The sequence below is a fragment of the Pseudomonas sp. SC11 genome (assembly GCF_047039205.1).
Taxonomy (GTDB): Bacteria; Pseudomonadota; Gammaproteobacteria; order Pseudomonadales; family Pseudomonadaceae; genus Aquipseudomonas; species Aquipseudomonas boreofloridensis.
Window position 1 is genome coordinate 5,037,843 of the sequence record NZ_CP178183.1, and the last position, 19,743, is coordinate 5,057,585.

Here is a 19,743-nt window from a genome sequence, read left to right on the forward strand (position 1 = left end):
CCGGAACGACGGTCGGGGTGGGCTTGCTGGGGATCGAAGGGTTCACTGTCGCAGGGGCCTCACAACGCCACATCGAGAAAGCCTGGCGCCTGGGCCAGGGCGAAAGGGCTGAAGATCGCCCAGTTGTGCTCGCGGGGGAAATGCCCCTGTACGAACGGCGCCGCCGCGCGAATCAGCGGCTGCGGCGGCGACAGCGCAAGGCTGTCGAGGGCGAAATGCTGCAGGCCGACCACTTCGTCGACCAGCAGACCGACGAACAGGTCGTCGTGGTCCAGCACCAGCACCCGCCGCTGCTTGCCCGCCGCTGCCGGGCCGAGGCCAAGAAAGGCCGACAGGTCCATCACCGGCAGCAATCTGCCGCGCAGGTTGGCCACCCCGCGCACCCAGGGCTGCACGCCCGGCACGCGGCTGCTGCGCGGCTCGCGCAGCACTTCGGCGATTTCCCCCATGGGCGCGACGAACCACTGCCCGGCGATGCGAAAACCGATGCCGCTCCAGTGCTGCAGGCGCGTGTCCTGCGGCGGCTGGTCGGCCACCAGCAGGCGGCAGCGGCGGTCGATGTCCAGCAGCAGCTCGAACGCGGTCAGCGACGCGCCCTGGGGGCGGGTGGTCAAGTGCCCAGCACTTCGGCCAGCTTGGCGATCAGCGCGTGTTCTTCCACGGGTTTGGTGAGGAAGTCGCGCGCGCCTTGGCGCGTGGCCCAGATGCGGTCGGTGTCCTGGTCCTTGGTGGTGACCATGATCACCGGAATGGCGCAGGTCTCGGGGTCTTTGCTCAACTGCCGGGTGGCCTGGAAGCCGTTCATGCCCGGCATGACGATGTCCATGAGCACCGCGTCGGGTTTTTCCTGGCGCGCCAGGGCCACGCCGTCTGCACCGGTTTCGGCCTTGAGCACCTCGTAGCCGTGCTGTTGCAGCCATCCGGTGAGTTTTTGCATCTCTGTCTGCGAGTCGTCGACGATCAGAACTCGGGCCATGCGGTTTCCCCATCAGAAACATGAAGACCGCGCCGACGCGGCGCGGTCAGGGTGCGTGGTGTGCATGTTCGGCGAATCCGGGCACATGCACGCGGATCGCTTCGAGCAATTCTTCCTTGGTGAACGGCTTGGTCAGGAACTGGTCGGAGCCGACCACCCGCCCGCGGGCCTTGTCGAACAAGCCATCGCGCGAGGACAGCAACACCACCGGGGTGTCCTTGAACAGCGCGTTGTGCTTGATGATCGCGCAGGTCTGGTAGCCGTCCAGGCGCGGCATCAGCACATCGACGAAGATGATCCGCGGCGCATGATCGACGATCTTGGCCAGGGCATCGAAACCGTCGCTGGCGGTGATCACCTCGCAACCCACCTCCCCTAGCAGCGTCTGGGCGGTCCGGCGGATGGTGCGCGAGTCGTCGATCACCATCACCTTCAGAGGTTGTTCCATAGACGTCTACCCGTGCGCAGGTGAGTGCAGACGCGCAAGCCACAGCAGAAGCGCAGACCGAGCCGATCCGCGTCCATTCGCCGCTTGCCGCTACACGCTCGAAGCTGCTTTTTTAACACAGTCCGCAGGGCCATTGCATCTGCCTACCCCTTGACCCGCCGCGTTTGCGGCGCCACCCTGAGCCACTTTTCTTTCGTGCCATCGCGGCCGTCGGTCGCCAAGAGGATTTACCCCATGAGCGTTCGCCTCGGGATTGTCATGGACCCCATCGCGTCCATTTCCTATAAGAAGGACAGTTCGCTGGCCATGCTGCTGGCGGCGCAGGCGCGCGGCTGGAGCCTGTTCTACATGGAGCAGCGCGACCTGTACCAGGGCACCGGGCAGGCGCGCGCGCGCATGCGCCCGCTGAAGGTGTTCGCCGATACCACGCGCTGGTTCGAGCTGGGCGAGGAACAGGACAGCGCGCTGGGCGAGCTGGACGTGATCCTGATGCGCAAGGATCCGCCGTTCGACATGGAGTTCGTCTACAGCACCTACCTGCTGGAGCAGGCCGAGCGCGACGGCGTGTTGATCGTCAACAAGCCGCAGAGCCTGCGCGACTGCAACGAGAAGCTGTTCGCCACGCAGTTCCCGCAGTGCATGGCGCCGACGCTGGTCAGCCGCCGCGCCGACATCCTGCGCGAGTTCGCCGCCACCCACGGCGACGTGATCCTCAAGCCGCTCGACGGCATGGGCGGGGCGTCGGTGTTCCGCCATCGCCAGGGTGACCCGAACCTGTCGGTGATCCTGGAAACCCTGACCCAGCACGGCCACCAGCAGATCATGGCGCAGGCCTACCTGCCGCAGATCGTCGATGGCGACAAGCGTATCCTGATGATCGACGGCGAGCCGGTGCCCTACTGCCTGGCGCGCATCCCGGCCAGCGGCGAAACCCGTGGCAACCTGGCCGCAGGCGGTCGCGGCGAAGCCCGTCCGCTGACCGAGCGCGACCGCTGGATCGCCGCCCAGGTCGGTCCGACCCTGCGCGAAAAAGGCTTGCTGTTCGTGGGCCTGGACGTGATCGGCGACTCGCTGACCGAAATCAACGTCACCAGCCCGACCTGCATCCGCGAAATCGACGCGGCCTACAACACCGACATCGGCGGCCAACTGATGGACGCCATCGAGCGCCAGCTGAGCGCTCAGCGCTAAGCTGGCGCTCAGCGGCAAGCGGTAAGCTACAAGCGGCAAGAAAAAGCGCGATCCAGCGCCGAATCGCCTCTACTTGCCGCTTGAAACTTGAAGCTTGAAGCTGCTTCTCTGGGACACAAGATGACATCGCCCGCCGATATTCCCGCCGACCTGCTGCCACCGCGCGTACGCCCGGTGGATCGGCTCGGCTTTACCTTGTTCCTGGCGGCGTTGGTGCACCTGGCGTTGATCCTCGGCGTGAGCTTCAACGTCATCAAGCCCGCCGAAATTCGCCAGACCATGGACATCACCCTGGCCACCTTCAAGAGCGAGAAAGCGCCCGAGAAGGCCGATTTCCAGGCACAGGACAACCAGCAAGGCAGCGGCACACTGGACAAGAAGGCGGTGCCCACCACCACCGAGGTGGCGCCGTTCCAGGACAGCAAGGTCAACACAATCACCCCGCCGCCGGCCGCCCGCGTGGAAACGCCGCCGCCCCCGGCCAAAACCGCAGTGACCACCAAGGCGAGCAAGCCGCAGAAGGCCGAGACCGCGCCCAAGGAGAGCAAGCCGCAACCTAAACCGGCGCAGGCGGCGCCGACCTTCGACAGCTCGCAGCTGTCGAGCCAGATCGCCAGCCTGGAAGCCGAGCTGTCCAACGAGCAGCAGTTGTACGCCAAGCGCCCGCGCATCCATCGCCTGAACGCCGCCTCGACCATGCGCGACAAAGGCGCCTGGTACAAAGAGGAATGGCGCAAGAAAGTCGAGCGCATCGGCAACCTCAACTACCCGGAGGAAGCCCGCCGTCAGCAGCTATACGGCAGCCTGCGCCTGCTGGTGTCGATCAACCGCGATGGCTCGCTGTACGAGGTCCTGGTGCTCGAATCGTCCGGCCAGAAGCTGCTCGACCAGGCCGCCCAGCGCATCGTGCGCCTGGCCGCACCGTTCGCACCGTTCACCGGCGACCTGGCCGAGTACGACCGCCTGGAGATCATCCGCACCTGGCGCTTCGCCCGTGGCGACCGGCTGTCGAGCAACTGACCGGTACGGACACCGCACGGCCAGCTTGTCAGCCTCGCCACCTGACGCCACACTACCCCTCATGAAAACCCTCGCCCCCAGCTACCTCAAGCACCAGTTCCTGATCGCCATGCCGCACATGGCCGATCCGAACTTTGCCCAGACCCTCACCTACATCGTCGAGCACAATGCCAACGGTGCCATGGGGCTGGTGGTCAACCGCCCGCAGGATCTGTACCTGGCCGACATCCTCGAGCAACTGCGCCCGGACGAGGAGCCCGCACCCAGCACCCTGCAGATCCCCATCTACCAGGGCGGCCCGGTGCAAACCGACCGCGGCTTCGTGCTGCACAGCCCGGAATGCAGCTACCAGGCCACCGTCGAGCTGCAAGGTGTGTCGCTGTCCACCTCGCAGGACGTGCTGTTCGCCATCGCCGAAGGCGTCGGGCCGAAACAGAGCCTGATCACCCTGGGCTACGCCGGTTGGGAAGCCGGACAGCTGGAGGCAGAGCTGGCCGACAACGCCTGGCTCAACTGCCCGTTCGACGCCAACATCCTATTCGGCATGGCCTGCGAACAACGCCTGCAAGCGGCCGCGCAAAGCCTGGGCATCAACCTCGCCCTGCTGACCAGCCAGGCAGGACACGCCTGATGGCCGAGCTGCGCCTGCTGCTGGGCTTCGACTACGGCACCCGCCAGATCGGCGTCGCCGTCGGCCAGGTCATCACCGGTCAGGCCCGCGAGCTGTGCACGCTCAAGGCGCAGAACGGCGTGCCGGACTGGAACCAGGTGGAAAAGCTGATCAAGGAATGGAAACCCGATGCCATCGTCGTTGGCCTGCCGCTGAACATGGACGGCACGCCGAGCGAAATGAGCGAGCGTGCGGAGAAATTCGCCCGCCGCCTCAACGGGCGCTACAACCTGCCGGTACACACCCACGACGAACGCCTGACCACCTTCGAAGCCAAGGGCGAGCAAATGGCCCGCGGCGGGCCACGTGGCAGCTACCGCGACAACCCGGTCGACGCCATCGCCGCGGCACTGCTGCTGCAAGGCTGGCTGGAGGCCAATACCTGACCATCCGCTTTGCCGCCGGCCTTGCTGGCGCCCCAAGGAGCACGCAATGAGCCTACCCGATCCCGCCGCACTGATCCGGCAGATGGCCGTCGATCTTCGCGCCCACCTGGCGCGCCGCGCCATCGCCGAGCCCCGTTTCATCGGTATCCGCACCGGTGGCGTGTGGGTTGCCCAGGCCCTGCAAGAGGCACTCGACGACCACAGCCCGCTGGGCACCCTCGACGTGTCGTTCTACCGCGACGATTTCAGCCAGAACGGCCTGCACCCGCAAGTGCGCCCCTCCGAGCTGCCGTTCGAGATCGAAGGCCAGCACCTGGTGCTGGTCGATGACGTGCTGATGAGCGGTCGCACCATCCGCGCGGCGCTCAACGAGCTGTTCGACTACGGCCGCCCGGCCAGCGTGACCCTGGTGTGCCTGCTCGACCTGGACGCCGGCGAGTTGCCGATCCGCCCCAACGTACTGGGCGCGACGCTGTCCCTGGCAGCCCATGAGCGGGTAAAATTGACCGGTCCCGCGCCGCTCGCGCTCGAGCGCCAGGACCTCGCCTCCGCATCCGCCCTTTAAGAGTCCCCCGCGATGACGCCATTCGACGCCAAGCGCCCGCTGCAGCTCAACGACCAGGGCCAGCTACGCCATTTCCTCTCGCTCGACGGTTTGCCCCGCGAACTGCTCACCGAAATCCTCGACACCGCCGACTCCTTCCTCGAAGTCGGCGCCCGCGCCGTGAAGAAAGTCCCGCTGCTGCGCGGCAAGACCGTGTGCAACGTGTTCTTCGAGAACTCCACACGGACCCGCACCACCTTCGAACTGGCCGCCCAGCGCCTGTCGGCCGACGTCATCAGCCTGAACGTGTCCACCTCGTCCACCAGCAAGGGCGAAACCCTGTTCGACACCCTGCGCAACCTCGAAGCCATGGCCGCCGACATGTTCGTCGTGCGCCATTCGGACTCAGGCGCCGCGCACTTCATCGCCGAGCACGTCTGCCCGGAGGTGGCCGTGATCAACGGTGGTGACGGCCGCCATGCGCACCCCACCCAGGGCATGCTCGACATGCTCACCATCCGTCGCCACAAAGGCAGCTTCGAGAACCTGTCGGTGGCCATCGTCGGCGACATCCTGCATTCGCGCGTAGCCCGCTCCGACATGCTCGCGCTCAAGGCCCTGGGTTGCCCGGACATCCGCGTGATCGGGCCGAAGACCCTGATCCCGATCGGCATCGAGCAGTACGGGGTGAAGGTCTACACCGACCTGGCCGAGGGGCTCAAGGACGTCGACGTGGTGATCATGCTGCGCCTGCAACGCGAACGCATGGCCGGCGGCCTGCTGCCCAGCGAAGGCGAGTTCTACCGCCTGTTCGGCCTGACCACCGCGCGCCTGGCCAAGGCCAAGCCGGACGCCATCGTCATGCACCCAGGCCCGATCAACCGCGGCGTGGAAATCGAATCGGCGGTGGCCGACGGCAAGCATTCGGTGATTCTCAACCAGGTCACCTACGGCATCGCCGTACGCATGGCCGTGCTGTCGATGGCCATGAGCGGCCAGAACGCGCAACGTCAACTCGACCAGGAGAACGCCCTGTGACCATCAGCATCATCGGCGCACGGGTCATCGATCCCAGCAGCGGCCTGGACCAGGTCAGCGACCTGCACCTCGAAGGCGGGCGGATCGTCGCCATCGGCGCAGCCCCGGCCGGCTTCAGCGCCCGCCGCACGCTCCAGGCCGAGGGCCTGGTGGCCGCGCCCGGCCTGGTCGACCTCGACGTCGCCCTGCGCGAGCCAGGCTTCAGCCGCAAGGGCAACATCGCCAGCGAAACCCGCGCGGCAGTGGCCGGCGGCGTCACCAGCCTGTGCTGCCCACCGCAGACCAAACCCGTGCTCGACACCTCGGCAGTGGCCGAGCTGATCCTCGACCGCGCCCGTGACGCGGGCAACAGCAAGGTCTACCCGATTGGCGCACTCACCAAAGGCCTGGACGGCGAGCAACTGGCCGAACTGGTGGCCTTGCGCGACACCGGCTGCGTGGCCTTCGGCAACGGCCTCAAGGAAATCCCCAACAACCGCACCCTGGCCCGGGCCCTGGAGTATGCCGCCACCTTCGACCTGACCGTGGTGTTCCATTCCCAGGACCGCGACCTGTCGGCCGGCGGCCTGGCCCACGAAGGCGCCATGGCGAGCTTCCTCGGCCTGCCAGGCATTCCCGAAAGCGCCGAGACCGTGGCCCTGGCGCGTAACCTGCTGCTGGTCGAGCAGAGCGGTGTACGCGCGCACTTCACCCAGATCACCAGCGCCCGTGGCGCGCGCCTGATCGCCCAGGCCCAGCAGTTGGGGCTGCCGGTCACCGCCGATGTGGCGCTGTACCAGTTGATCCTCACCGACGACGCCCTGCGCGACTTCTCCAGCCTCTACCACGTGCAACCACCGCTGCGCACCGCCGCCGACCGCGATGGCCTGCGCGAAGCGGTGAAGTCCGGGGTGATCCAGGCCATTTCCAGCCATCACCAGCCCCATGAGCGTGATGCCAAGCTGGCGCCGTTCGGCGCTACTGAACCTGGCATCAGCAGCGTCGAACTGCTGCTGCCGCTGGCCATGACCCTGGTGGAAGACGGCCTGCTCGACCTGCCGACCCTGCTGGCACGCCTGTCCAGCGGCCCGGCCCAGGCCCTGCGCCTGCCAGCCGGCGAGCTGAAGGTGGGTGCCGCCGCCGACCTGGTGCTGTTCGACCCCAACGCCTCGACGGTCGCTGGCGAACACTGGTTCTCGCGGGGCGAGAACTGCCCGTTCATCGGCCACTGCCTGCCGGGCGCGGTACGCTACACCCTGGTCGACGGGCGGGTGTGCCACGAGGCCTGAGCCCGCCCGATCGCAGTTGAATCGCGGCGATTCGCCGCCGCGATTCAACCGTGAACAGGCCCGCCCGCCTGTTCCGGCCAGGTACGACCATTCATCCGCACCGGTTGAAATTCTTCCCCCCATCCCCATATGAGTCTGCAACAGGCATTTTCGCCCCGCTGCGTGGAGACTCTCTCTTGACCACCATCGTTTCAGTCCGCCGTAACGGCAAAGTCGTCATGGGCGGCGACGGCCAGGTATCCCTGGGCAACACCGTGATGAAAGGCAACGCCAAGAAAGTCCGGCGCCTGTACAACGGCGAGGTCATCGCAGGCTTTGCCGGCGCTACCGCCGACGCCTTCACCCTGTTCGAGCGTTTCGAGTCGCAACTGCAGAAGCATTCCGGCCATCTGGTGCGCGCTGCCGTCGAGCTGGCCAAGGAATGGCGTACCGACCGCACCTTGAGCCGCCTGGAGGCCATGCTGGCCGTGGCCAACAAGGACGCCTCGCTGGTCATCACCGGTAACGGCGACGTGGTCGAACCCGAAGACGGCCTGATCGCCATGGGTTCCGGCGGCGCCTACGCCCAGGCCGCTGCACGCGCCCTGCTGAACAAAACCGACCTCTCGGCCCGCGAAATCGCCGAGACCGCGTTGAACATCGCCGGCGACATCTGCGTGTTCACCAACCACAACCTGACCATCGAGGAGCAGGACCTGGCCGAGTGATCAGCTGTTCTGTTGTCCCGCGCGCTGCGGGACTTTTTCCCACGCTGATCCACTCCATCCGAGGCCCCAATTCATCATGTCCATGACCCCCCGCGAGATCGTCCACGAACTCAACCGCCACATCATCGGCCAGGACGACGCCAAGCGCGCCGTGGCCATCGCCCTGCGCAACCGCTGGCGGCGCATGCAACTGCCGCTGGAACTGCGCGCCGAAGTCACGCCCAAGAACATCCTCATGATCGGCCCCACGGGTGTGGGCAAGACCGAAATCGCCCGGCGCCTGGCCAAGCTGGCCAACGCGCCGTTCATCAAGGTCGAAGCGACCAAGTTCACCGAAGTGGGCTATGTTGGCCGTGACGTCGAGTCGATCATCCGCGACCTGGCCGATGCGGCCCTGAAAATGCTGCGCGAGCAGGAAATCGTCCGCGTGCGCCACCGCGCCGAAGACGCCGCCGAAGACCGCATCCTCGACGCCCTGCTGCCGCAGGCTCGGGTCAGCAGCTTCAGCGAGGAAGCCCAGCAGTCGAGCAGCGACTCCAACACCCGCCAACTGTTCCGCAAGCGCCTGCGCCAGGGCGAGCTGGACGACAAGGAAATCGACATCGAGGTCGCCGACGCAGTGGGCGTGGAAATCGCCGCGCCGCCCGGCATGGAAGAGATGACCAACCAGTTGCAGAGCCTGTTCGCCAACATGGGCAAGGGCAAGCGCAAGAGCCGCAAGCTCAAGGTCAAGGAAGCGCTGAAGATGGTCCGTGACGAGGAAGCCAGCCGCCTGGTCAACGAGGAAGAGCTCAAGGCCAAGGCCCTGGAAGCGGTAGAGCAGCATGGCATCGTGTTCATCGACGAGATCGACAAGGTGGCCAAGCGCGGCAACGTCGGCGGCGCCGATGTGTCCCGCGAAGGCGTGCAGCGCGACCTGCTGCCGCTGATCGAGGGCTGCACCGTGAACACCAAGCTGGGCATGGTCAAGACCGACCACATCCTGTTCATCGCCTCCGGCGCCTTCCACCTGAGCAAGCCGAGCGACCTGGTGCCTGAGCTGCAGGGCCGTCTGCCGATCCGCGTCGAACTCAAGGCCCTGACCCCGCAGGACTTCGAGCGCATCCTCACCGAGCCGCATGCATCGCTGACCGAGCAGTACCGCGAGTTGCTCAAGACCGAAGGCCTGAACATCACCTTCGCCGAAGACGGCATCAAGCGCCTGGCCGAGATCGCCTACCAGGTCAACGAAAAGACCGAAAACATCGGCGCCCGCCGCCTGCACACGCTGCTCGAGCGCCTGCTCGAAGAGCTGTCGTTCAGCGCCGGCGACCTGGCCAGCGGCCACGACGAAACCCCGGTCAACATCGACGCCACCTACGTCAACGGCCACCTGGGCGAACTGGCACAGAACGAAGACCTCTCCCGTTACATCCTTTAAGCTGCAAGCGATAAGCTGCAAGCGACAAGCTCATGTGTGTCGCTTGCAGCAGCGCTTTTCTTCAGATACATCCGCGATAGCTTGAATCTCACCTCTTGTAGCTTGTAGCTTGCAGCTTGTAGCTTAAAAAAGAGATGTGTCATGGCCCGCCTTCCTACCGCCATCAACCTGCACAAAGCCTCGAAAACCCTTTCGCTTACGTACTCGCCTGGCGAGGTCTATCACCTGCCTGCCGAGTTTCTGCGCGTGCACTCGCCCTCGGCCGAGGTGCAGGGGCACGGTAATCCCATCCTGCAGTTCGGCAAGATCGACGTCGGGCTCAGTGGCCTGGAGCCTGCCGGGCAGTACGCGCTCAAGCTCACCTTCGATGACGGCCACGACAGCGGGCTGTTCACCTGGGAGTACCTGGAACAACTGTGCTTGCGCCAGACGCAGTTGTGGGCCGAATACCTCGACGAACTGCACAAGGCCGGCAAATCGCGTGATCCGGCCGTGTCTGCGGTCAAGCTGATGCTCTAGGTCAAGGCTCGACATCGTTGGAACGCGCTTTCTAACGATTTCTGCTTGAATGCCTCATGGACAGCCAATGACTGGCCTGTCTTGCGCATTACATGAAACTCGGGTAACCAAGGGGTCTGGCAAGTTTCAGCACCTGCTCGTCATCACTGGTCACCCGAGTGGGGGTACCGGGCGGTCGCCTGCGAGCCCGCCACAGGCAGTCGGTATTCGTCTCGAGACAACGGAGCGTCGTAGATGAGTAACAAGAACAACGATGAACTGCAGAAGCAGGCCTCGGAAAGCACGCTGGGGCTCAATCCGGTCATTGGCATCCGCCGCAAGGACCTGCTCAGCTCGGCGCGCACCGTGTTGCGCCAGGCCGTGCGCCAACCGCTGCACAGCGCCAAGCACGTCGCCCATTTCGCACTGGAACTGAAGAACGTGGTGCTGGGCAATTCGCAGTTGCTACCGGCCAGCGACGACCGCCGCTTCAGCGACCCGACCTGGAGCCAGAACCCACTGTACCGCCGCTACCTGCAGACCTACCTGGCCTGGCGCAAGGAGCTCAACGACTGGATCGCCGACAGCGACCTGTCGCCCCAGGACATCAGCCGAGGCCAGTTCGTCATCAACCTGATGACCGAGGCCATGGCGCCCACCAACACCTTAGCCAACCCGCAGGCCGTCAAGCGCTTCTTCGAGACCGGCGGCAAGAGCCTGCTCGACGGCATGGCCAACCTGGCCAAGGACATGGTCAACAATGGCGGCATGCCCAGCCAGGTGAACATGGCGGCCTTCGAAGTGGGGCGCAACATCGCCACCAGCGAGGGCGCGGTGGTGTTTCGCAACGACGTGCTGGAGCTGATCCAGTACCGGCCGATCACCGAGCAGGTGCACAGCCGCCCGCTCCTCGTGGTGCCTCCGCAGATCAACAAGTTCTACGTGTTCGACCTCAGCCCGGAGAAGAGCCTGGCGCGTTTCTGCCTGCGCTCCAACCAGCAGACCTTCATCATCAGTTGGCGCAACCCGACCAAGGCCCAGCGCGAGTGGGGGCTGTCTACCTACATCGAAGCACTCAAGGAAGCGGTCGACGCGGTGCTGGCGATCACCGGCAGCAAGGACTTGAACATGCTCGGCGCCTGCTCCGGCGGCATCACCTGTACTGCATTGCTGGGCCACTACGCGGCACTGGGCGAAACCAAGGTGAAGGGGCTGACGCTGCTGGTGAGCGTGCTCGACACCACGGTCGATACCCAGGTGGCGCTGTTCGTCGATGAAACCACGCTGGAGGCGGCCAAGCGCCATTCCTACCAGGCCGGGGTGCTCGAAGGCAGCGACATGGCCAAGGTGTTCGCCTGGATGCGCCCCAACGACCTGATCTGGAACTATTGGGTCAACAATTACCTGCTGGGCAACGAGCCACCGGTGTTCGACATCCTGTTCTGGAACAACGACACCACGCGCCTGCCCGCCGCCTTCCACGGCGACCTGATCGAGATGTTCAAGAACAACCCGCTGACCCGCCCCGGCGGCCTGGAGGTCTGTGGCACCGCCATCGACCTCAAGCAGGTGCAGTGCGACATCTACGCCGTCGCCGGCACCGCCGACCACATCACCCCGTGGCAGTCGTGCTACCGCTCGGCGCACCTGTTCGGCGGCCACATCGAGTTCGTGCTGTCCAACAGCGGCCACATCCAGAGCATCCTCAATCCGCCAGGCAACCCCAAGGCGCGCTTCCAGACCGGCGAAGACCGTCCCGACGACCCGCTGGCCTGGCAGGAAAACGCCATCAAGCATGCCGACTCCTGGTGGCTGCATTGGCAGAAATGGCTGGGCGAGCGCGCCGGCGATCTCAAGAAAGCGCCTACACGCCTGGGCAATCGTGCCTACAGCCCGGGGGAGGCCGCCCCCGGCACCTACGTTCACGAACGTTGAGCTCCGCCGCGCTCCCGCCCTTGGCAGGACACGGCGTTTCATCCACCTCAGAGTCAGGCGCATGTCGCAACCCTACGTGTTCAGGACCGTCGAGCTGGACGACCAGTCGATCCGCACCGCGGTCCGCCCCGGCAAGCCGCACCTCACGCCGTTGCTGATCTTCAACGGCATCGGCGCCAACCTGGAGCTGGTGTTCCCGTTCATCGAGGCGCTGGACCCGGACCTGGAAGTGATCGCCTTCGACGTGCCCGGTGTCGGTGGCTCCTCGACGCCACGCCATCCCTACCGCTTCCCCGGCCTGGCCAAGCTCACCGCGCGCATGCTCGACTACCTGGACTACGGCCAGGTCAATGTCATCGGGGTGTCCTGGGGCGGGGCGCTGGCCCAGCAGTTCGCCCACGACTATCCCGAACGCTGCCGCAAGCTGGTGCTGGCCGCCACCGCCGCCGGCGCCTTCATGGTGCCCGGCAAGCCCAAGGTACTGTGGATGATGGCCAGCCCCCGGCGCTACGTGCAGCCTTCCCATGTGATCCGCATCGCGCCGATGATCTACGGCGGGGCCTTCCGCCGCGACCCGGACCTGGCGCTACACCATGCCTCGAAGGTGCGCTCCGGCGGCAAGACCGGCTACTACTGGCAACTGTTCGCGGGGCTTGGCTGGACCAGCATCCACTGGCTGCACAAGATCCATCAGCCCACCCTGGTACTGGCCGGTGACGACGACCCCCTGATTCCGTTGATCAACATGCGCCTGCTGGCCTGGCGCATTCCCAACGCCCAATTGCACGTCATCGATGACGGCCACCTGTTCCTGATCACCCGGGCCGAAGCGGTGGCGCCGATCATCATGAAATTCCTCCAGCAGGAACGCCAGCGCGCGGTCATGCACCCACAGCCGGCAGCGCCGGGCAACGGCAAGCGCTAGATGGCCATCAAGACCCGCGAACGCATCCTCGCCTGCGCCCTGGACCTGTTCAACCAGCACGGCGAACCGAACGTCTCGACCCTGCAGATCGCCACCGAACTGGGCATCAGCCCCGGCAACCTGTACTACCACTTCCACGGCAAGGAGCCGCTGGTGCTGGGCCTGCTGGAGCGCTTCGAAGACGAGCTGATGCCGCTGCTCGAACCGCCGCTGGACGCGCGACTGCAGGCCGAGGACTACGGCCTGTTCCTGCACCTGATCGTCGAGCACATGGCGCGCTACCGCTTCCTGTTCCAGGACTTGTCCAACCTGGCGGGCCGCTTGCCCAAGCTGGCGCGCGGCATGCGCCGCCTGATCGACGCACTCAAGCGCACGCTGGCGGCGCTGCTGGCCAGCCTCCAGGCCCAGGGGCTGGTGCTCAGCGACACCCAGGCACTGGGGCTGCTGGTGGAGCAGATCACCCTGACGTTGCTGTTTTCGCTGGATTATCAACGGGTGCTGGGGCACCTGGGCGAGGAAGCCGTGGTGGTGTACCAGGCAATGATGCTGGTGGCGCCGCACCTGGCGGAGCCGGCACGGAGCGCGGTGCAGCGCTTGGCGGGGAAGTACCTGCCCAGATGAGCCCGGCGCCAGGCGACCGCGCGGACATCGCGGTCGCCTGGGCGGACGATCAGGCCTGGGTCGAGGAGCTGGACGCGGCGGGCGTGTCGCTGCTGGAGGCCGACGCGGCGGTTGGGGTCGCTGTCGATTTGGCCGGTGCCTTTTTCGCAGCAGGCTTCCTGGCAGCGGCTGGCTTGGCGGCGGGTTTCGCGGCGGGCTTGGCAGCCGCTTTGCTGGCCGCCGGTTTCTGCGCAGCCGCTTTGCTCGCCGGCTTGGCCGCTGGGGTTTTCGCCGCAGGTTTGGCCGCCGCCTTGGTCAGCGGCTTGGCCGCGCTCTTGCTGGCCGTCGCCTTGGAGGCCGAAGCGGTCGAGGTGCCCGTCAGCTTCTCGATCTGCTGGGTGAGGTGCTCGACCTGCTGGTGCAGGGCCTTGATCTCATTGCGGCTCGGCACGCCAAGACGCGAGATCGCGCCGTTGAGGCGCTTGTCGAAGGCTTCTTCGAGTTCGCTCCACTTGCCCAAGGCACGGTCCTTGACGTCCGATACGCGCGAGGTCGTAGCCGACTTGGCCGCGCCAGCCTCTTTCTTGGCCTGTTTCTCGGCCTTCTCGCCATCCTTGACCAGCGAATCGAACAGCTTGGCGCCGTCCTGGTCGATCTTCGAGTAGATCCCCAGGCCCGCCAGCCAGATCTTGCGCGAGTACTTCTCGACCCCGCCGATCCACGAACTGCCTGCTTTCTCGGTGTTTTTCTTGCCAGCCATCCTGCTCTCCTCATGGTATGCGCGACAGGCTCGAGCAACCCGGTGAGCTGTTCGAGCGTGATGGACACTGCATCAACGTCAGGTTTAGACGCTAAGCCGACGCGATTCAAGGTCAAATCGTGCACGTGGACAGCGTATTGAAAGCGCTGCTGCGCACGTGTCAGTCACCCTCACAAGGCTAGAGAAAAAAACTAGAAAACGCCTCCTAAACCGACCATGCGATTGGCGGACAGCGCTGACGCTGTCCAGCTTCGCAGCGGCAAATACACCTATCAGAAATGCCAGTTGCCCGAATCTGTAATGGCGCTTCAAATCGAAATACATTTACCCCGGAGCATCCGCCATGACCACCAGCACGCATAAAGGAACTGTTAATTTCCAAAGCTATATCGAAAGCGGCGTAGATCCAAGAACGCGGACTTTTTCGGCAAACATCTTACTGGGGACATTGGTGGACCCGCGCTATGACATCCGTCTTTGCTATTCACCACTCAACCAAAAGGACTTGGGTCTAGGAAAGGGGTGGCGGGTGCCTGCAACGGTGTACAACAAAAAAACCAGGCTCTTGTCTTTATCGGACGGGCGCATCTTCGAACTGGATGAAAAGCTTAATGTGCAGGGCAGCACAGGTGACATAATAGTAGAAGAAGAGGTGAAATTCGGCTATCGAGTCACCTACAGGAATACCGATATTATCGAATTCCTTTCCATGGGAGAGACCGACCTCTGCCCTTGCACGTACCGTTATAACACCCTAGGAAAAGGCGTTAAACTCGACTGGGAAGTCGACAAAAAATCCAAGCAAGCGAAGTTGAAAAGCATCACTTCCGAAAGCGCGCCCGAGGAAAAACTACTGACAATTGAGTACAACAAAGCCTCTACCGATATAACGCTATGGCCTGGCCAGCCCGAGCAAAAGATGTACACCCTTAACGTCTACCTCGACCAACTCTCTACACTCATTAACCAAAGCATGAACCCACCATTGGTGTGGCAGTTTTCCTATGAAAAGGTTCGCCGTGAAGCTTCTCTCGATTATGAGGCTGCCCTACGCTCAATTCAAAAACCCTCAGGGCACTGGGAGCTCGCCTCGCACAATGGAGTAGGCGAGGTCGTTGATCACAGAACGGCTGAAAGCGTTACAAACTACTCGAACGGGCCATTAGACCACACACAACGATTCGTTATCGCAATACAAGTATCATACGGTGACGAACTCAGAAAACGCACCCTCTACGACTTTAATAATACAGGAACGCTGGCCTCACGAAATGAGTATCTTTTCCTGGAAGACAAAGACTATGATTCAGCTGTAAAAAGTTTACTTGATGACTATTCAACCGATGCCGATACACTGCCCAAAGCACTTCCTCAGCAGCACGACAGAGCCGAAGCCGAGCGACCCATCAGAGGCATCTTAGGCGCAATATCATATTTCAGTTCAGTGACCCCTCCCTCCAGGCCTAACTCCAAGACAATCAACTATACGTACGATAGATTTTTCTCTACTACCAGTGAAGTTACGCTCTACGCGTCCACTGAACTTTACCAACGAACATGGAAATACGATGAGTACGGCCGGCTCACTGAGTCGAAAGAAAACCAAACTAAAACACAACTCATCTATGCCAATAACGATGCGAAAAGCAAATTCGTATTCTATGCAAAACACACCCCAGACACTTCAAATGAAAAAACGTTTACTGAATACCACTATGTCCCTACCACCCAACACGTCGAATGCACAAATAAAAAATCCCCCTTCAAATCTCAAGTCACTTTGCTACCGGAGGCACTGATCATCAGCCGCTGCCAGGCTGGCATTCTTGAACATCAATCGGTAGACCGCGTAGAAAGCTATTACACCGACTGCAACGATATAAGCTATTTACAGATCGCAGAAACCACATCCTTTAACAGCACGTATGCGGCGGGACAACTCGAAGAACCGGACATCAACGACTTTAGTTATGGAGCACGAGTATTAGAGCTATGCAACCTATCCAAGCCATCTCAAAAAACAAATGAAGCAGCTTCCGAGGACTCGATATCGCCCGCACCTCAGTTCAGAGAAAATATCAAGTACGCCTATTCAAAAAACTCTGCTGGACACATTGAGCGATCGGCCACGCTCACGACTCGAGACGGTTCAACAACCCTCTCAACTGATACTGTTTCTAGCCGCACGGGTTTGATCTTACAAGAGCAGGACGTCACAGGAAATGTGTCCTGCTATGAATGGGATGCGTTAGGCCGCCTAGTCAAAACCGTCAATAACCCCGGAAGTGAATTTGAAACGACCGAGACACATGAGCACGGTTTGAAGCTACCGAGCACATTGAAATTCATGGCCGGGAAAACCCCTGGAAACGATGTTAGTGGCTATATCTTGCACACCGACACGAGCGGCACCAAAACGCTGTCTCTTTACAACTCTAGCAACCAGGAAATCGAAGTTTGGGAATGCAGCTCGGCTGTCAAAAACGAATGGCACTGCCTGCAGGAAAAAAGCTATAGGGCTAACGGTGTTCATACGGCAATCGATTATGATTACTCAGGTCCAGCCCCGACCAAACGAACTTCTCTAAGCCGCTACGTAACTTCATATGCTCGCCTTGACGTAGAACAGGATTCCCAAGGCGGCCTGAGCACGACGTCTTATATATATACGAGCATCATTGAAATAGACCGCATGGTCGTGAAAATCTACTTTGATAATTCCGCCGTTGCAGAGGGGGCGCAAGAAGCACTCTCGCAAGGAAATCTGCATGAACCTATAGAGTTCACCTACACCAGAGCCACTGGCGTGGTAGACAAGATGAGTGTGCCTTTCGACTGTGTAGCCGGCATGCCCTTCGGAGTATGCGAGACGCAGGTGCTGGACAAACGTGGCAATGTCATCAAGGTACTGCGCTCGGCCCTGTCGGTTCCCAAAGGCGGTAAAAGACAGCTTACCCTAGGCAAGCCGACTGTCGCCAGTCAGACCTTTACTGCTGACCGGCGTACCTCGGTCACCGATGAGCACGGCCACACCACTAAATTCGCTTATGATGTATTCGGACGCCATGTCAGCACTACCCATGCCGATGGCAGCCTGTTGTCCAAGTATTATCCTGCGCACACCAGTAAAGCGCTGATCGGGCAAATTGAATTGTCGCACGACGACTCAGGCTATGACTGCGTGCTTGGCGAACAGCGCTTCGACGGGCTTGAGCGTCTTACCGCTAGCATCAGCACGAGCACAAGGGTCTTTACGTACACCGGTAATCGAATGGAACCGGACACTGAAGTTTCAGCGCGCGGCACGTTGACTTACGAAAGCATTCCGGAACTGGGCAGCGCGGTGAAGTCCATAAAAGGCGAAGGACTGCACCACCAGTTCGAATACATGAAAAGCACAGGCCTGCTGCATCGTTTTCGAGATCAGAGCGGACTCGCGGTCGATCTTGGATACGGCGCGTTGAATAATCTGAACACTGAAACCGTAAAGTGGAATGACAAGACGCAGACTTCGCAATCCTGGAACTTCAGCCCAAACGGTAAACCGACTCATTTCACAGACATTGCCGGAGTCAAGCAGACGCGTAAATACGATGCCCGAGGCAATGTAATCGAGATCGATGATCAAGACATTAAATCAACCGCTGTTTATGGAAGCTTCAATCGAATTAAATTGCAGACCATCGAAAGTAAGAAAGACGCGACAAAGCTGATCATCGAATACTCGTACAATGCTCTCGGCGAAGAAATCGAGCGTCTGATCAAGCCCAGCGGCAAAAAAAAGGCCGTGAAGGTCCTTCAGTCGTACCATAAGAATCATCAACTGGCCGAGCGTACGCTCATGTCAGGTGGCGACGTCCTGCGCAAAGAAAATTTCACTTACGACGTGCGCAATATGCTGAGCGAATACACATGCACCGGAACCGAACTAACACGCGATGCATACGGTAAGTCGATCACCAAGCTTGAGCTCCTCCATGATCCCCTGGGGAATGTCCTCTTCTGCACCAGCCACTTTGGAAAAGAGTCCGACACCGCCACCTTCTATTACGACAATCCTGATGTGCCTTGCCAACTGACCAAAGTGACGCACACACATGCCGACTATCCAGCCGTTGTATCGCTGGAATACGATGCCAACGGGTGCATGACCAAGAATGAAAAAGGCCAATCCCTTACCTACGATGCATTGAATCGACTGACCAGTGTGAAAGACGGTAAAGATACGTACTTCTATCACTACGACCCTCAGGGTCGATTGCGCTCACGGCGCAAACTTACCCAACGGACGGAATGGTATTACGATCCGAGCTTATCGGTACCGAGAAGGGTCAGCGAACGCCAAGGCAAAAAAACAATGAGGCTCAGCAGGCTTGCCAACCATCTGTGCGCCATTATGCATTCCGATTCGGACAAACCTCTCCTCATCGGTGCTGATCGTCTGGGTACGCCACTGATTACACTCGATGGCAGTGCAGACCCCAACATCATCAAATGTTCCCCCTTCGGTATCTCCGATGCTCCCCTGAGCGCGGGGTGGAACGGTGAACTGTACGATGAGGTCAGCGGCGTTTATCACTTGGGTGAGCGCCAGTACAGCCCTACCTTGATGCGCTTCACTACACCCGATAGTTGGAGTCCTTTCGACTCTGGAGGGTACAACGCCTATGCGTATCTGGATCCGATCAACTGCCCCGACCCGGATGGCCACATCTCCACATGGGGGTGGATAGCGATTGCATTTGCCGTGGTGTTTGCCATTGTCCTCGGCGTTCTCACCATGGGCGCTGGTTTTGCCGCAATTGCCGCCGGAGGCATGTCGCTGGCAGCAGGAATGATGGTTGCAGGCGGCGCGTTGCTGGTCGCCTCTGGAGCAGTGGCCATAGCTGCCGAAGTGGTGAGAGATAACGACGCAGGCACTGCTAAGACGCTTGACTGGGTGGCGTTCGGGCTAGGCATCGCGGGCAGCGTGCTGACACTCGGTGCAGGCTTTGTCAGGGGTGCCGCACAAACCTCGATGCGTGGCGTGCGCAGCGCAGCACCGCGAATAGGCAGGATGAGCAGATATGCCGTGCGGGAAACCACGATGGACATCCCAATGGTGCAGTTGAATGAGGTCCTGGGCCCTGGAGGACGGGCAATGCAGGCTGAGTTCATCAATGGCTCCGTATATGGATTCAGCACCGCATCGAACATGGTTAGCGGGGTGCAGACAGTCGGCAGTACAGTGGTATTGGAACTGGTCGCTCGGCTGACCTCCACAGCGCCGTTCCGCCTTGTGGGAATGACCATGGGCATGGAAGCGTTACTGGGTCTGGGTATCGCTGCCAGGCACCATCATGACGAACATGCCTGAC

18 protein-coding genes are annotated in these 19,743 nt (G+C 61.8%); 14 read left to right on the forward strand and 4 right to left on the reverse strand.

Features of this window, described 5'->3' with window-relative positions:
- Positions 1 to 59: 59 nt before the first annotated feature.
- Genes ACK2SD_RS22435 through ACK2SD_RS22445 form a run of 3 tightly spaced genes read right to left on the reverse strand, consistent with a single transcriptional unit; the run spans position 60 to position 1,424 of the window.
- Positions 60 to 614 (reverse strand): chemotaxis protein CheW, encoded by a 555-nt coding sequence (locus ACK2SD_RS22435; protein ID WP_039582750.1) that lies wholly within the window; start codon positions 612 to 614, stop codon positions 60 to 62.
- The gene (gene pilH / locus ACK2SD_RS22440) at positions 611 to 976 is read right to left on the reverse strand and encodes a twitching motility response regulator PilH (protein WP_029614258.1); all 366 of its coding nucleotides are present in this window, start codon (positions 974 to 976) and stop codon (positions 611 to 613) included. Before pilH ends, ACK2SD_RS22435 begins: the two co-directional genes overlap by 4 nt.
- A 46-nt stretch (positions 977 to 1,022) precedes the next feature.
- Positions 1,023 to 1,424: a response regulator gene (locus ACK2SD_RS22445; protein ID WP_029614259.1), complete on the reverse strand. Its 402-nt coding sequence runs from the start codon at positions 1,422 to 1,424 to the stop codon at positions 1,023 to 1,025.
- 234 nt (positions 1,425 to 1,658) lie between these two features.
- Between ACK2SD_RS22445 and gshB the strand changes: the two genes are divergently transcribed.
- The 13 genes from gshB to ACK2SD_RS22510 all read left to right on the forward strand — a co-directional run bounded on the left by gshB (position 1,659) and on the right by ACK2SD_RS22510 (position 13,647).
- Positions 1,659 to 2,615, forward strand: coding sequence for a glutathione synthase (gene gshB, locus ACK2SD_RS22450; RefSeq protein ID WP_412460884.1), 957 nt, complete (start codon positions 1,659 to 1,661; stop codon positions 2,613 to 2,615).
- A gap of 120 nt (positions 2,616 to 2,735) precedes the next feature.
- A complete protein-coding gene (locus tag ACK2SD_RS22455) occupies positions 2,736 to 3,635 on the forward strand; it encodes an energy transducer TonB (RefSeq protein WP_342649906.1) in 900 nt (299 codons plus the stop codon).
- A gap of 61 nt (positions 3,636 to 3,696) precedes the next feature.
- The gene (locus ACK2SD_RS22460; protein ID WP_039582746.1) at positions 3,697 to 4,266 is read left to right on the forward strand and encodes a YqgE/AlgH family protein; all 570 of its coding nucleotides are present in this window, start codon (positions 3,697 to 3,699) and stop codon (positions 4,264 to 4,266) included.
- Positions 4,266 to 4,691: a Holliday junction resolvase RuvX gene (gene ruvX, locus ACK2SD_RS22465; protein ID WP_116887414.1), complete on the forward strand. Its 426-nt coding sequence runs from the start codon at positions 4,266 to 4,268 to the stop codon at positions 4,689 to 4,691. The genes ACK2SD_RS22460 and ruvX overlap by 1 nt, the downstream gene beginning before the upstream one ends.
- A gap of 46 nt (positions 4,692 to 4,737) precedes the next feature.
- Entirely contained in the window at positions 4,738 to 5,256 is a 519-nt protein-coding gene (pyrR, locus tag ACK2SD_RS22470; protein WP_039582744.1) for a bifunctional pyr operon transcriptional regulator/uracil phosphoribosyltransferase PyrR, read from the forward strand.
- A gap of 12 nt (positions 5,257 to 5,268) precedes the next feature.
- Positions 5,269 to 6,273: an aspartate carbamoyltransferase catalytic subunit gene (locus tag ACK2SD_RS22475; RefSeq protein ID WP_029614263.1), complete on the forward strand. Its 1,005-nt coding sequence runs from the start codon at positions 5,269 to 5,271 to the stop codon at positions 6,271 to 6,273.
- Positions 6,270 to 7,541, forward strand: a complete 1,272-nt coding sequence (locus tag ACK2SD_RS22480) for a dihydroorotase (RefSeq protein ID WP_039582743.1) — start codon at positions 6,270 to 6,272, stop codon at positions 7,539 to 7,541. Before ACK2SD_RS22475 ends, ACK2SD_RS22480 begins: the two co-directional genes overlap by 4 nt.
- Before the next feature lie 176 nt (positions 7,542 to 7,717).
- Positions 7,718 to 8,248: an ATP-dependent protease subunit HslV gene (hslV, locus tag ACK2SD_RS22485; RefSeq protein WP_412460885.1), complete on the forward strand. Its 531-nt coding sequence runs from the start codon at positions 7,718 to 7,720 to the stop codon at positions 8,246 to 8,248.
- Positions 8,249 to 8,324: 76 nt separating this feature from the next.
- The gene (gene hslU / locus ACK2SD_RS22490) at positions 8,325 to 9,668 is read left to right on the forward strand and encodes an ATP-dependent protease ATPase subunit HslU (protein ID WP_412460886.1); all 1,344 of its coding nucleotides are present in this window, start codon (positions 8,325 to 8,327) and stop codon (positions 9,666 to 9,668) included.
- Positions 9,669 to 9,809: 141 nt separating this feature from the next.
- Positions 9,810 to 10,187 (forward strand): DUF971 domain-containing protein, encoded by a 378-nt coding sequence (locus ACK2SD_RS22495; protein ID WP_295486628.1) that lies wholly within the window; start codon positions 9,810 to 9,812, stop codon positions 10,185 to 10,187.
- A 234-nt stretch (positions 10,188 to 10,421) separates the two neighbouring features.
- A complete protein-coding gene (gene phaC, locus ACK2SD_RS22500) occupies positions 10,422 to 12,101 on the forward strand; it encodes a class II poly(R)-hydroxyalkanoic acid synthase (RefSeq protein ID WP_039582735.1) in 1,680 nt (559 codons plus the stop codon).
- A 61-nt stretch (positions 12,102 to 12,162) separates the two neighbouring features.
- Positions 12,163 to 13,026, forward strand: a complete 864-nt coding sequence (phaZ, locus tag ACK2SD_RS22505) for a poly(3-hydroxyalkanoate) depolymerase (RefSeq protein WP_412460887.1) — start codon at positions 12,163 to 12,165, stop codon at positions 13,024 to 13,026.
- 6 nt (positions 13,027 to 13,032) lie between these two features.
- Positions 13,033 to 13,647 carry a TetR/AcrR family transcriptional regulator gene (locus tag ACK2SD_RS22510; protein WP_029614268.1) on the forward strand — a complete coding sequence of 205 codons (615 nt, stop codon included), beginning with the start codon at positions 13,033 to 13,035 and terminating at the stop codon, positions 13,645 to 13,647.
- A gap of 49 nt (positions 13,648 to 13,696) precedes the next feature.
- On the opposite strand, the gene ACK2SD_RS22515 is transcribed toward ACK2SD_RS22510, so the two are convergent.
- Positions 13,697 to 14,386 (reverse strand): phasin family protein, encoded by a 690-nt coding sequence (locus ACK2SD_RS22515; RefSeq protein ID WP_412460888.1) that lies wholly within the window; start codon positions 14,384 to 14,386, stop codon positions 13,697 to 13,699.
- A gap of 343 nt (positions 14,387 to 14,729) precedes the next feature.
- On the opposite strand from ACK2SD_RS22515, the gene ACK2SD_RS22520 reads away from it, so the two are divergent.
- Positions 14,730 to 19,742 carry an RHS repeat domain-containing protein gene (locus ACK2SD_RS22520; RefSeq protein WP_412460889.1) on the forward strand — a complete coding sequence of 1,671 codons (5,013 nt, stop codon included), beginning with the start codon at positions 14,730 to 14,732 and terminating at the stop codon, positions 19,740 to 19,742.
- Position 19,743 lies beyond the last annotated feature (1 nt).